The organism is Pseudomonas sp. H2_D02, from assembly GCF_054677635.1.
This window is the reverse complement of record NZ_CP162816.1, coordinates 2,843,719-2,857,151: the sequence shown is the minus strand read 5'-3', so window position 1 is coordinate 2,857,151 and position 13,433 is coordinate 2,843,719. Positions and strand designations below refer to the sequence as shown.

General features: G+C 62.4%; 11 protein-coding genes and 1 pseudogene. 6 read left to right on the top strand and 6 right to left on the bottom strand.

The genetic code is table 11. The features are described 5' to 3' along the window. Window positions 1-81 precede the first annotated feature (81 nt). Both hglS and AB4N42_RS13205 read left to right on the top strand, forming a co-directional pair. Window positions 82-1,458 carry a 2-oxoadipate dioxygenase/decarboxylase HglS gene (hglS, locus tag AB4N42_RS13210; RefSeq protein ID WP_030142097.1) on the top strand — a complete coding sequence of 459 codons (1,377 nt, stop codon included), beginning with the start codon at window positions 82-84 and terminating at the stop codon, window positions 1,456-1,458. Between the two features lie 285 nt (window positions 1,459-1,743). Beyond that, window positions 1,744-2,262: an Hcp family type VI secretion system effector gene (locus AB4N42_RS13205; protein ID WP_030142096.1), complete on the top strand. Its 519-nt coding sequence runs from the start codon at window positions 1,744-1,746 to the stop codon at window positions 2,260-2,262. Window positions 2,263-2,439: 177 nt separating this feature from the next. On the opposite strand, the gene AB4N42_RS13200 is transcribed toward AB4N42_RS13205, so the two are convergent. From AB4N42_RS13200 to AB4N42_RS13175, 6 genes and pseudogenes are all read right to left on the bottom strand, one after another. After that, window positions 2,440-2,613, bottom strand: coding sequence for a hypothetical protein (locus tag AB4N42_RS13200; RefSeq protein WP_187293355.1), 174 nt, complete (start codon window positions 2,611-2,613; stop codon window positions 2,440-2,442). A 165-nt stretch (window positions 2,614-2,778) separates the two neighbouring features. Beyond that, the gene (locus AB4N42_RS13195) at window positions 2,779-3,021 is read right to left on the bottom strand and encodes a hypothetical protein (protein WP_030142095.1); all 243 of its coding nucleotides are present in this window, start codon (window positions 3,019-3,021) and stop codon (window positions 2,779-2,781) included. Window positions 3,022-3,086: 65 nt separating this feature from the next. Further along, entirely contained in the window at window positions 3,087-4,157 is a 1,071-nt protein-coding gene (locus AB4N42_RS13190) for a lipocalin-like domain-containing protein (RefSeq protein ID WP_334598012.1), read from the bottom strand. Further along, window positions 4,147-6,620 (bottom strand): annotated as a pseudogene (locus AB4N42_RS13185) (ABC transporter permease). The gene AB4N42_RS13190 and the pseudogene AB4N42_RS13185 overlap by 11 nt, the downstream one beginning before the upstream one ends. Continuing rightward, window positions 6,617-7,285 (bottom strand): ABC transporter ATP-binding protein, encoded by a 669-nt coding sequence (locus AB4N42_RS13180; protein WP_030142171.1) that lies wholly within the window; start codon window positions 7,283-7,285, stop codon window positions 6,617-6,619. The pseudogene AB4N42_RS13185 and the gene AB4N42_RS13180 overlap by 4 nt, the downstream one beginning before the upstream one ends. Window positions 7,286-7,555: 270 nt before the next feature. Beyond that, window positions 7,556-9,253, bottom strand: coding sequence for a sulfatase-like hydrolase/transferase (locus tag AB4N42_RS13175; RefSeq protein WP_460116287.1), 1,698 nt, complete (start codon window positions 9,251-9,253; stop codon window positions 7,556-7,558). 376 nt (window positions 9,254-9,629) lie between these two features. Between AB4N42_RS13175 and AB4N42_RS13170 the strand changes: the two genes are divergently transcribed. From AB4N42_RS13170 to AB4N42_RS13155, 4 genes are read left to right on the top strand one after another with little or no spacing between them, the layout of a single operon-like run. Further along, window positions 9,630-10,988 carry a UDP-glucose dehydrogenase family protein gene (locus tag AB4N42_RS13170; protein ID WP_030142091.1) on the top strand — a complete coding sequence of 453 codons (1,359 nt, stop codon included), beginning with the start codon at window positions 9,630-9,632 and terminating at the stop codon, window positions 10,986-10,988. Then, window positions 10,985-12,043 carry an NAD-dependent epimerase gene (locus AB4N42_RS13165; protein ID WP_460116286.1) on the top strand — a complete coding sequence of 353 codons (1,059 nt, stop codon included), beginning with the start codon at window positions 10,985-10,987 and terminating at the stop codon, window positions 12,041-12,043. The genes AB4N42_RS13170 and AB4N42_RS13165 overlap by 4 nt, the downstream gene beginning before the upstream one ends. Beyond that, window positions 12,040-12,786 (top strand): sugar transferase, encoded by a 747-nt coding sequence (locus AB4N42_RS13160; protein WP_030142089.1) that lies wholly within the window; start codon window positions 12,040-12,042, stop codon window positions 12,784-12,786. The genes AB4N42_RS13165 and AB4N42_RS13160 overlap by 4 nt, the downstream gene beginning before the upstream one ends. Next, entirely contained in the window at window positions 12,787-13,431 is a 645-nt protein-coding gene (locus tag AB4N42_RS13155) for a CpsD/CapB family tyrosine-protein kinase (RefSeq protein ID WP_030142088.1), read from the top strand. Window positions 13,432-13,433 lie beyond the last annotated feature (2 nt).

The window sequence follows — 13,433 nt, the reverse complement described above, 5'->3', positions numbered from 1 at the left end:
AAGATTCTTCGTTTGCCGGCATTGGCGAAGGCTGCGATCTTTCGTTCAACTTTCCCACAGCCCTCGCCAGGAATTCTCACGATGAGCTTCGTCAGCCCCGACTTGATCCGCCAACGCTTTTCCAGGGCGATGTCCGACATGTACCGCGACGAGGTGCCGCTGTACGGCGCACTGATGAACCTGGTGGAACAGACCAACGCCCAGGTGCTGGCAAACGACTCCCCGCTGGCCGAACACCTGCGCAGCACCGGCGAGCTCGAGCGCCTGGACTTGGAACGCCACGGTGCGATCCGCGTCGGCACCGCCGCCGAGCTGGCGATGCTCGGTCGCCTGTTTGCGGTGATGGGCATGGAGCCGGTGGGCTATTACGACCTCACGCCTGCCGGGGTACCGGTGCACTCCACGGCATTTCGCGCTGTTCACGAGGCATCGTTGCAAGTAAGCCCGTTCCGGGTCTTCACCTCGCTGTTGCGCCTGGAGCTGATTGAAAACACCGAGCTTCGGACCTTTGCCGAGTCGGTGTTGGCCAAACGGCAGATTTTCACCGCCGACGCCCTCGATCTCATTGAGCTGGCCGAGCGCCAGGGTGGCCTGACGGAGCACCAGGCTGACGAGTTTGTCCTGCAAGCATTGGAAACTTTCCGCTGGCACCACAGCGCCACGGTCACCGCCGAACAATATCGACAACTCAGCGCCCAGCATCGGCTGATCGCCGACGTCGTGGCCTTCAAGGGCCCACACATCAATCACCTGACGCCGCGCACCCTGGACATCGACATCGTCCAGGCCCAGATGCCGCGGCATGGCATCACGCCGAAGGCCGTGGTCGAAGGTCCACCTCGCCGACAGTGTCCGATCCTGCTGCGCCAGACCAGCTTCAAGGCCCTCGACGAACCCGTCGCGTTTACTGACTCGCCTCAGTCCAAGGGCAGCCACAGCGCGCGTTTCGGCGAGATCGAACAACGCGGCGCCGCCCTCACGCCCAAAGGTCGTGCGCTGTACGATCAATTGCTCAACGCCGCACGGGACGCCTTGGGGGAATTTCCCAACGAAGCCAACGCGCAACGCTACAACGCGTTGATGGCTGAACATTTCGCCCAATTCCCGGACACTCTCGATGAGTTACGCCAGCAGGCACTGGCGTACTTCCGCTACTTTCCGACATCGAAAGGCCTGGCCGCCAAGGGCACGTTGGCCAAACCGCTCACACTGGAGTACTTGTTGGAACAGCAATGCCTGCGCGCAGAGCCCTTGGTGTACGAAGATTTCCTGCCAGTCAGCGCCGCCGGTATTTTCCAGTCGAACCTCGGCGATGCCGCCCAGAGCCACTATGCCGGACAGTCCAATCGGCAGGCATTCGAAACCGCACTGGGACGAACAACCATCGATGAGTTGGCGCTGTACGCCGCGACACAGCAGCGCTCCATCGATGAGTGCATGTCTGCGTTGGGTGCGTAGAAAAGCCGAAGGCAAGACGGCGCAAGAAGTTGCACGGGGCGCTGGCTTCAATCCAGCGCTTGTCGCCGTTTCAGCCGCCCCAGCGCAGTGTGCAATCGACGGGGATACACGGCGCAGTCCATTGCGTGAATGTCCGGCGCTTGATGTCGGATTCGACAGCGCCGCTTCACCAAGCCACTGATTTATAGAGGTTTTTTAGCGAATGGCACAGCTCTTGATAACTCAGGCAGCCTCGGGACGATTCGCGACCCGGGCTTTCAGATTATTCCGCAAGGAGAGCATCCATTGGCTACCCCCGCTTACATGTCCATCGAAGGCACCAAACAAGGTCTGATCACTGCCGGCGCGTTTACCGCCGACTCGGTGGGCAACACCTATCAGGAAGGTCATGAAGACCAGGTCATGGTGCAAGGCTTCGAGCATCAGGTGATCATCCCGCGCGATGCCCAGTCGGGCCAGCCAACCGGTCAGCGCGTGCACAAGCCACTGGTCATCACCAAGGTTTTCGACAAGGCCTCGCCGTTGCTGCTCGCCGCACTGACCAGCGGTGAACGCTTGACCAAGGTCGAAATCCAGTGGTTTCGCACATCAGCCGCAGGCACCCAGGAGCACTACTACACCACCACCCTGGAAGACGCGATCATCGTTGACATGAAGGACTACATGCTCAACTGCCAGGACCCGAACAACAGCCACTTCACCCATCTGGAGGATGTCCACTTCACGTATCGCAAGATCACCTGGACCCATGAAGTCAGCGGCACGTCCGGCTCCGACGACTGGCGTTCACCGGTCGCCGGCTAAGTCACACAGGTGTTCGCCCAGTGCGACGGCCTCGGCATTCCATGCACTGGTAAAGAGCCTGACACTGGGCGAACGCAGACAATAATAGTGGAGCTTGCGCGGGATGTCCGTGAGCCCCACTTAAATAATTTTTCACGCCATGGGCCAAGGAATCCTTGCCCTCCCCCGCCAACAACTTCAATCGCGCCGGGCCGTTTTCTGCGCATCGGTTTCCTGCGCATCGGGATTACCGTGGCGTTGCTCACGCTTGGCCGGGTCGTTGGGGCGCAACGCGTCGTTGTCCCGCTCCACTTCACCAGGCATGGCCGGCTTATCAGGGTTGTGTTCGGATGGGTCTGATGTGGGCTTCATCTTGAATTCCTTCTGCTGTAGTGCCAACTGCTGGCGTGGGATTGCATGGCGGCGATGGCGTTTTAATCCAGGACCGAGTTGTCCTTTTCGCGAGCAGGCTCGCTCCCACATTGGAATGCATTCTTCTGTGGGAGCGAGCCTGCTCGCGAAAGGGCCGCCATAAGATCAGGCGTCGGGGTCTGCCACTTCCGCTGCGACGTTGGCATCCGGCGAGCGCTGGTGAAGTTCCTCGGCTCTGGTCTTCAGTTCTTGCCAGCGGTCCAGGTCAATCTCTCCCAGGCCGAACAGATCGTCAGCCAGCCGCATCAGCTCGGTGAAATGAGCGTCGGGCGACTGCTGGAAGTAAGCCTTGTCGTCGAACAGTCGCTGCCAATCGGCCAGCGACGGTGGTTTGAGGTCATCGCTCATGAAGGACTCCCGCGAGGCATTCATAAGCTATGAGGGGCGACGGATGCGGGGAGTTCCGGCGATTCTCAATAGCCGGTCATTTCCAGATAGCCGCTCCCGCCGTGACTGCCGCTCAGTTGCACCGGCCCTTCCCAGTAGGGAATGCGCAGGTTCATCCAAGCCCCGGGATTCAGCGCCCGGGTGGTAATGTCGAGCTGTTTGCCGGGGATCTTGACCGACCAGCGCACCGGCATCGCGCGCCCCGCGACCTTGGCGGTGTCCAGCGGCGCGAGGCTGATTTCGTCGGCATGCAACGTCGTCGCCTGGCCATGGGCATCGATCCAGGTTCCCGTGAGATACGGTGCGCCTTCCTTATGGCGCATGCGATAGAGCATCACCTGTTCGCCGCTTTCCAGGTGCAGCGAAAACCAGTCCCATCCGGTCTGGTTTTCCGTCAGCGGCTGGCTGCTCCACTCACGGTCAAGCCACGCTGGGCCGCTGACTTCGTAGCGCTGGCCGTCGATTTCCAGATGACCACGCGCCTGGAAAAACGGCTGGCTGTAGTAATACGACGCTTGGCCCTGCGCGGATTTCTGGCTGAAACCCTGGTCGCCTTGCAGGACCAGCGGACGCGTCGACCTGAGCTGCAGTTCATAGTTGAAGTGTGCGTCACGCGCCTTGAGCTGCATCGCCGCCAGGGGATCATTGCCAGTGGCTTGAGTCGTCAATTGCCAATCATCGATCCAGGCATCGAAAGGCGTAGTCCGCACCCCGGCCTGCCCGACGCCGCCCCGGGCGTAGCGCTCGGCGGCATGGTGGACGCTGGCGGAGGTCACGGCGGCGTGGCCGAGCCAGATCGTCTGGTTGCGCCAGCCACTGCCCTGCACCGCAGGATCCTGGGCGCTGCGGAACAACGTCCACTGCACGCCGAAATCCCGCCCTTCGGCGTCCTTGAGATTAGCGGTGATGTACCACCATTCGATGCGGAAACCTTCATGAACACCGTGATCGGCTGGGAAGCTGAACACGCGCCCGGGCACCACGGGCGTGAACGCAACGGTGTGGGTGCCGAGACCGGCAAAACCCTTTTCCGGCGGCGTCGAGTCATCACAACCGGCAAGCAATGCAAGGAGCATCAGGCCGACTCTAATCTTCATGGGCAAACGTCCTCAGCAAATCCGTCGGCTGCGTGCGGTACAGCGCGTACAGCGGCCAGGCCGATGCCAGCAGCGTGGCGAGCATCGCCAAGGCCAGCAGTTGCGCCAGTTGCAACGGAAAGACCCGCAACGGCAGGCGCCAGCCAAAGGCCTGCACATTGATCACCGCATCCAGGCACCAGGCCAGGGCAATGCCCAGCGGCACGGCCAATAACAAGGTCAGCAGCGCCAGCAGCCAGGTCTGGCCAAGGTTGAGCAGCATCAATTGCCGCCGCGTGACGCCTATTGCCCACAGCGGTGCCAATTGGCCGAGGCGGCTCTGGCTCTGGGTCAACAGGCTGATGAACAACGCCACCCCGGCTACGGCCAGGGTCAGGCTGTTGAGCGCGGCGGTGGCGGCAAAGGTGCGCTCGAACACTTGGGTTGACCAGCCTTTGAGCCGGGCCTGATCGACGATGCGGCTGTCGTCGAGGTTGAACCGGTTTTGCAACGCCGCCAGCAAGGGTGGGATCTTCGACGGTTCGATGCGCAGGTTGAAACGATACGGCGTGAGCTGCGGCCAGTGCGCCAGCAGGTGCTTCGCGTTGATCAACACGTGGCCCTTGGGATTGCCGTAGTCGGCGTAGATTCCGACGATGCGCGGCGCCCACGGACCTTGTGGGGTCGGGAGGGTCAATCGATCACCGATCCGCACTTTCAGGCGCCGGGCCAGTTGTTCGCTGAGCATCAGCGTGTCGGCGCCGGCCAGTTGCTCCCACGCCTGGCCGTCGGTCGACTCCAGCAACGGCCAGTGCTGGCGATAGGAAGCATGGTCGATGATGCCGAAAATGTCCGTCGGCCAGCCTTGCAAGGGAATCGACACCTGCCAGTTGGGCAGCACGGCGGTGACCGTCGGTTGTTGCTTGAGCCAGTCGTACAGCTCGCCCGCCTGGGCTGGCGTCTGCGGGCTGATATACAACTCGGCGGTCAGTCGTTGCTCCAGCCAATCGCTGAACGTCTGGCGAAAACCGGAGGTCATGCTGCCGAAGCGCCGATGTTCGCCGCCAACGCCAGCAGCAACGCCATCAGCGCCAGGCTCAGCGTGGGCAATTGCTGGCGGCAATCAGCGAGAAACCACTGCCCGAGCACCGAACGGCTGCCACGCAACAACCGGTTCAACACCCCATTGAGCAGCACCGGCAAAGCCAGCGCCGCGCCCAGCAACAACGTCGTCATCAAGACAAAACCGCTCGCCAGGCTGTCGCCCCGGACCAGCACCGACACGGCGATCAGCGCGGCCAATGTCGCCACCGCTCCCTGGCGCCGCAGCCATCGCGCATGGGCCTGGTGCCAGGCCTGGGGATTGGCCAGCGCCAGCAGAGGCAGGCGTGCAGCGCGCAAAAGACTCTGGGCCCCGGCCAGTAGCGCGCCGAGCAGGCCCAGGCCAATCCCGCCCAGCCACCACCAGGGGCTGAGGTTCAATTGCCCGGGCACTTGCGCGCCGTACAGGCCCCGCAGGCTCGCCGCCACATCGGGCAGCAACAGACTCGCCAGCCAATACCCACTGAGCACGCCAGCCACGCCGCCCAACAAGGCCAACGCGCCCAGCTCCAGCGCCAGGCTGATGATCAGCACCCGCGCGCTGACGCCGCAGGCCCGCAGGGTTCGCAACAGGCTGCGGCGTTGTTCCAGCGCCAGGCCGATGGCCGCATGAACGATGAACAACCCCACCACAAACGACAGGAACCCCAGCGCGTCGAGGTTCAAATGGAAGCTTTCGGTCAGGCGCGACAGGTTGTTTTCCTCGTCCGCGTGCTTGAATTGCAACAGGCCGTTGAATGCCTCGGGCAAAGTGGCCGTGAACGTGGCGGGCAGCAGCAATCGCGAAACCTGCTCCGGCAAACCCAGCAGTTGCTGGGCGAAGCCGATGTCCATCAACAACACGCCCGGCGCCATGTCGGGTTGCACATGCAAGGGCGGCAAGGCCTGGTCGCCGACGGTGCGAGGCCTGTCGCCCTCCTTCAGCCCCAGGGCTTGCAAGGTCGAGGGGGCGATCCAGGTACGCCCGGCACTGGTGAAGAACTCCACCACTTCATCGATTTCCCGGGCCTGTCCCGCCACGGCCGAACCCGGCGGCAGCGACACCGGGTCAATGCCCATCACTTGCAGCCGCTGCTCTTCGTGCCCCTTGAGCGTCACCCGCGCCTGCAACACCGGCGACACGGGCCAGCCTTGGCGACGCAGGTCGACAAACCATTGCTGCGCGAAGGTGCCGCCACCCGGCGCGCTCAGGCTGGCCTGGGGTTCGCCACCGATCAACTGGCTGGCCCGGGCGTAGCTGTCGCGAGCCTGGCTGTTCAGTGCCTGGACGCCGATGAGCAGGCTGGTGGCCAGCCAGAGCCCGGTCAGCACACTGAAGAATTGCACCGGGTGTCGTCGCCAGTGGCTGAGCAGGGCCTTGAGCGTCTGGCGAAAAACCATCAGGCCTGGACCGCCTGTGCCAAACGGCCACCTTGCAGCACCACACGATGCGCGAGGCGCGCCGCTACTCGTTGACTGTGCGTGACCATCAACAGGCTGGTGGGGCTGCCGTCGAGCAATTCCAACAGCAATTGCAGCACTTCGTCGCTGGTGGCTTCGTCGAGGCTGCCGGTCGGCTCGTCGGCCAACAGCAAGGGTGGCCGTGAAGCCAGCGCCCGGCCCAGCGCCACCCGTTGTTGCTGTCCGCCGGAAAGTTGTTCGGGATAGCGCCGCAGCAGGTCTGTCAGTCCGAGTCGCTGCACCAGATGCGCCTGCCAGCCAGCATCGAAACGCCCACACAGGCGCGCCTGGAAGGCGAGGTTGTCATCCACCGACAGGCTGCTGATCAGGTTGAATTGTTGGAACACCAGGCCGATTTCCGTGCGTCGCCAATTGGCCAGTTGGTGCTCGCTCATGCCGTCGAGCTGGTAGTTACCGCTACGGATGCTACCTCGGTCCGCTTTGTCCAGGCCGGCGACCAAGTGCAACAAGGTGCTCTTGCCGCTGCCCGATTCACCCATCAGCGCCAGGCTGCTGCCCGGAGGTAGCGTGAGGTCGACGCCCTGCAACACGGGTAGTGGGCCTTGGGGTGTGGCGTAGCTTTTGAAGACGTTGCGGACTTCCAGCATGGGCAGGACTCGGGGCAGATCGGCGAAGGCGTCAGGATAGCGGAGGTTCGGGGGTAGTGAGAGTTCCAAAAAGATGTGTGTGGTGCCACAGCCGACACAAATGTTGGATGTGCCTGCCTCTTCGCGAGCAGGCTCGCTCCCACAGAGGGTGCGGCGCGCGTGAGTTTCGGGTCAGTTGAACATCCAAGTGTGGGAGCGAGCCTGCTCGCGAAGGGGCCGGCACTTGCACCGTCCTCTCCGCTATGGCGCTGAATCAGCCATTATCGGCCTTCACTGCCCCGCCGCCACTTCGGTCTTCACCGGCCCTGGTGTGACGATGCTGTCCAGGTCGATATGTTTCCAGGCCGGCTTGGCCCCCAGCCGGGCATTGAAGCGGTAGTTGAAGGTGAAGTCGTCTTCGGTCGGTTGGTTCAATGGCTTGCCATAGTGGGCCATGATCCCGGCCGGGTCGTAGCCCATCAACTCCAGCAGCGTCGGGAAGATGTTGTAGTGGCTGGAGCGATCCTTGTTCTGTGCCAAGGTGCCGCGCCAGTCCAGCGTCTGCAGTTGGCGGCCCTGGATCACGACGAGCGGCACCAGCCCTTCTTCCTCCACCGGATCACCACCGCAGTGGGTGTTGAGCCCGGGGTTGCCGCGTTCGTGGAGGTCCTGGCCATGGTCGGAGGTGTAGATCAGCACGGCGTTCGTGAGGTTGCCTTCACGGAAAAGTCGCTGGAAAAATTCGCCGACGTTCCACAGCAAGGTGTTCTGGTAAGCGTTGCGGTAGAGCGCCCAATCGCCTTTCTCGCCGTTGAAACCATCGCGGCTGCCGGTGTCGCTCACGTCTTGGAACTGCCCGCGTGGCAAGGCCGGACGGTAGGTCATGAAGTCATCGGGGTATTTGTCATGGACTGGAAAATGCGCGCCGACCTTGTTGATCACCACCAGCTCGGCCCGGTCGTTACCCAGCAACTCGACCAGCTTCGCCACGGCCGCCATGTCCCGGTCGCGTACGCGGGTCTGGTCGAATTGGACGAATTGATCGATCGCTTTTTTTTCCAGCTCGGTCATCAGGTTCTGCAGATTGCCGCCGGTGCGCTGGGCGTCGATGTAGACGGTGCGCAACCCGGCCTGGTGGGCGTACTGCCAGATCGACGGTTGTGTGCTGTTGATGCGCACGTAGTCGGCTCGGGTGCCGCCATAACGCAGGGTAACGTTGGTGTCGGCGCTGCAATTGGCAACAGACGCCGCGTAGCCATAATTGAAAATGTCGACGCCGGGGGGCGGTGTCTTCAGCCCAGTGGAGATGCCGGACGGGGTGTTGATGTCGAGGTAGTTGCCGGCAATGCTTTCGTCGATGATCAGCACGATATCGTGGTCGATCGGAGAAGATTGCCGGGCGAGACTGACCGGCTCCCGAGGCCCGACGGTGTTGTGCAACGTCTCGTAGATGAACAGGTTCAGATAGGCCAGCGGCGTGTACATCACCGGCAGGCCGCGCGCGCCCTCGCCCGCTCGCACGAACAGCACAGCGCTGAGCAGCAGCACGCCCAACACGGGCGCGACGATCGGCACGTAGCCGGGCAGCGGTAGCCGACGTCGCGGTTTGAGGGCGATGCCCAACAACAGCAACACACCGCCGGCCACCGCGCTGATGATGACCTCGCGATATTGATAGGCCGCCTCCTGGATAAAACCACCGGAATACACCAGCGAGACGAACTGGCTGTAGGTCAGGTAGCTGTCGGTCACCCGCATGTACGTCTCGAAGAACACCGCCGAGACAAACATCGCCAGGGCAAACAGATGCCTGACCAACGCCGGACGAATGTAGGCGGTCATCCATAGCGCCAGCGCCAAGGCCAGGAACATCGCGCCAAACAGCACCGTTGCAAGACCAAAACCCAGGGCCGCCAGACGCTCCAGGTACAAGTCATGCCCCCGGAAAAGGTACAGCACCAGCAGCACTTCCTTGAGGTATCGGGTCATGGTTTCTCGACGGCGTCGCGCAGCAATGGAGGGTTCGCTTTCTGCACACTAGCAGCGGGTTTTCAAAGCGCAAGAAACTGGACGAACGGCCAGAGCGTCAAAAAAAAGTTAGCCCGAAAATGACACCTTTGACACCCATAAAATATAAAAAACTATGGATATATACCGTTCATCGCCTCGTTAAACAGCGATATCACCCTTTAAAAACGGCACTTATCCAAGTCTGTCAATGACTTGATATCAAAAAGCCCCAATCTCTCGAGTTTGCCAACACTGACAACTGTCATTTTGCTGACACGCTTTTCAGAACCTGCGCTATACCCCTCTAAACAGTTTCATCCGAGTTACATCAATCGGTTTACGAGGCGCGCGAAAGATGGACGTGAGCGTATTTGGAACGGGGTATGTAGGGCTGATACAGGCGGCGGCGCTGGCCGATGTCGGGCACCGCGTCCTGTGCGTCGACATTGACCCGAACAAGATCCGTCAATTGCAGCAAGCGGTACCGCCGATCAGCGAGCCGGGACTGTCCGGCCTGCTCGAAGACAACATCAAGACCGGACGCCTGTCGTTCAGCTCCCAGGCCAGCGATGCGGTGAACCATGGCGAACTGATCTTCATTGCCGTCGGCACGCCCGCCGATGAAGACGGCTCGGCGGACTTGAGCCATGTGCTGGCGGTCACCCGGCAAATCGCTGATTTCATGGACAGCGATCGCACCCTGATCATCAAGTCCACGGTGCCGGTCGGCACGGCTGACAAAGTCGCCGAATGCGCTCGCCAGGCCTTGGCGCGGCGTGGCCTGAAACAGCTGAATGTCCGCGTCGTCTCCAACCCCGAATTCCTCAAGGAAGGCAGCGCCCTGGCCGATTGCATGCGCCCGGACCGGATCATCATCGGCACCGGCGATCAGTTGGCGCGGGATCAGATGAGCGAGCTCTACGCGCCGTTCTGCCGCAACCACGAAAAACTGATGTTCATGGACAACCGCAGCGCGGAGCTGACCAAGTACGCCGCCAACGCCATGCTCGCCACCCGCATCAGTTTCATGAACGAACTGGCCAACCTCACCGAACGCCTGGGCGCCGACATCGAGGCCGTGCGCAAGGGCATCGGCTCGGACCCGCGCATCGGCTATCACTTCATCTACCCGGGCTGCGGTTTTGGCGGCTCGTGCTTTCCCAAGGACCTGCGGGCCTTGCTGCACACCGCCGAACAAAGCGGCATGCCCCTGCGCCTGCTGCGCAGCGTCACTGATGTGAACGACAGCCAACGGCACATTCTCTTCGAAAAACTGGCCCAGCAGTTCCCCGACGGATTGGCCGGCAAGTCGATTGCCATCTGGGGCCTGGCCTTCAAGCCCAACACCGACGACATGCGTGAAGCGCCCAGCCGCTACCTGATGGAAGCGCTCTGGCGCGAAGGCGCGAAAGTCCATGCCTACGATCCGGAAGCCATGTCCGAATGCCGGCGCCTGTATGGCTACCGCAAAGACTTGAACCTGTGCGCGACCCGCGATGACACGCTGGAAGACGCCGACGCCCTGGTGATCTGCACGGAATGGAAGAATTTCCGCGTGGTGGATTTCGATTTCCTGGCCGGCAAGCTCCGTGCGCGGGTCATCATCGATGGTCGCAACCTGTACAACCCCGAGCACCTCGCCGCTGCCGGGCTGCTGTATCGCGGCATCGGCCTGCGGCACACCGTGCCCAGCGTCCCGGGGCCACAAGCGTGAACATCCTGGTGACCGGCGCGGCCGGTTTCATCGGCGCCCATTGCGTGCTGCGGTTGCTGCGCGACGGCCACGACGTGTGCGGGCTGGACAATTTCAACGACTACTACGACCCGCAACTCAAGCACGACCGCGTGGCATGGGTGAAGGACCAGGTCGGGGAATTTCCACTGGCGCACATCGACCTGACCGACGCGTCGGCGATCGATGAATTGTTCCAGCTCCGTCGCCCGGACGTGGTGATTCACCTCGCCGCCCAGGCCGGCGTGCGTTATTCGCTGGAAAATCCCCGCGCCTATGTCGACAGCAATCTCGGCGGGTTCCTGAACATTCTCGAAAGCTGCCGCCATCACCCGGTCAAGCACCTGATCTACGCCTCTTCCAGCTCGGTGTACGGCGCCAACCAGCGCACACCCTATTCGGTGCAGGACGGCGTGGACCATCCGTTGTCGTTGTACGCGGCGACGAAAAAGGCCAACGAATCGATGGCCCACAGCTACAGCCACCTGTTCGGCATCCCTTGCACCGGCCTGCGGTTTTTTACTGTGTACGGCCCCTGGGGCCGGCCGGACATGTCGCCGATCCAGTTCGCCAAGGCCATCACCGAAAACCAGGTGTTGCAACTGTTCAACCACGGCGAGCATGCACGCGACTTCACGTATATCGACGACATCGTCGAGAGCATCGCCCGGCTGGTCGAACGCCCGCCTCGCCCGATACCGGACTGGAATCGCGAGCAACCAGACCCGGCCACCAGCCTGGCGCCATGGTGCCTCTACAACATTGGCGGACAGCACCCGGTGGCGCTGCGGACCTACGTCGCGCTGCTGGAAAAATACCTGGGCCGCACGGCCCGGATCGAGCTGCTGCCCCTGCAGCCGGGGGACGTGCTCAACACCTGCGCCGATGCCAGCGACCTGGCCCGGGCCACCGGTTTCCAACCGCGCATCGAACTGGACGACGGCCTGGGTCGCTTCGTCGACTGGTTCCTCGATTACTACGCGCACCCCATCGTCCACGCGCCGCTTGCGGCCGAATCTCAGCGGAGGAGTCTATGACCCGACATGAACAAGGCATCCCGATCAGCGCCTTCGGACGCGACAAACGTGTCGACCCCGAGCACCGCCGACGCCTGGACGCGGCGATTCACCGCCAAGGTCGCGGCTGGTTGACCGGTCGCGACGGCGGTCGGCCCTGGACGGTCTCGCGGACCAATCGGGTGGTGGCCTGCCTCGGCGCACTGGCGATCCTGGTGCTGCTCGCCCCGGTTCTGCTGGGCCTGGCATTGCTGGTCAAGTTTTCCAGCCCTGGCCCGGTGTTGTTCGTGCAAAAACGCACCGGTTATCGCGGTCGCGTGTTTGGCATGTACAAATTCCGCACCATGGTCGCCGACGCCGAAGCCCTGAAAGAGTCGCTGCGCCACCTGAACAAGCACGGCGCCGACGCCATCGACTTCAAGATCGACAACGATCCGCGCATCACCCCCATCGGCCGGTTCCTGCGACGCAGCAGCCTCGACGAACTGCCCAACCTGATCAACGTAGTGACCGGTGACATGCGCCTGGTCGGCCCCCGGCCCACCTCGTTCAACGCCTATCGCTACAAGGACAACCATCTTGTGCGCCTGAGCATCTACCCCGGCCTCACCGGCCTGTGGCAGATCTCCGGGCGCAGCAATATCGACTTCGACCAGCGCGTGGAACTGGACCTCAGCTACATCGCCGAGCAGAGCCTGATGTTGGATTTGAAGATCCTGATGATCACCCCCTTCAAAGTTTTCAGCGGCCACGGAGCGAGTTAAATGGACGGTTCGACGAATATCCTGACCATAGCCAGCCCGAGCGAGACCAACCTGACCTCGACCGTGCTCGACCCGGATCTGCGGATCCTTCTACTGACGGCCGCCAACACCGGCACCGGCACGAGCACCAGCGCGATGGCGCTGGCTGCCCAGCTGGCGCAGATGAGCAACGGTCGCGTGCTGCTGGTGGACGCAAGCCAGTCGCCGCATAACCTCAGCCAACAACTGTCGTTGCAAAAAGAGCGCGGTTTCAGCGACCTGCTGTTCAACAGCCTCGCCCCGCCCCTGCTGCAAGACTGTGTGGTGCAGATTTCCAGCCTGCCCTTCGACGTGCTGCCCAACGGTCGTCTCGGGCACAACGCCGAACGCCTGAGTCCCGAGCGACTGCGTCCGTTGTTCCGGCAACTGGCGACGCAATACCGCTTCGTGGTGATCGACGCCGACGCGGTGTACTCGGCCACCGACACCTTGGTCATGAGTACCCAGGTGGACGGCGTGGTGCTGGTGGTACGCGGCGAGGACACCCGCTGGGAAGTCGCCCAGGCCGCGCGGCAGCGCTTGGTCCAGGCCGGCGCGAAGGTCGTCGGCAGCGTGTTCAACCGCCGCAAGTACTACATGCCGAAGTGGCTCTACAACAACCTTTAAGC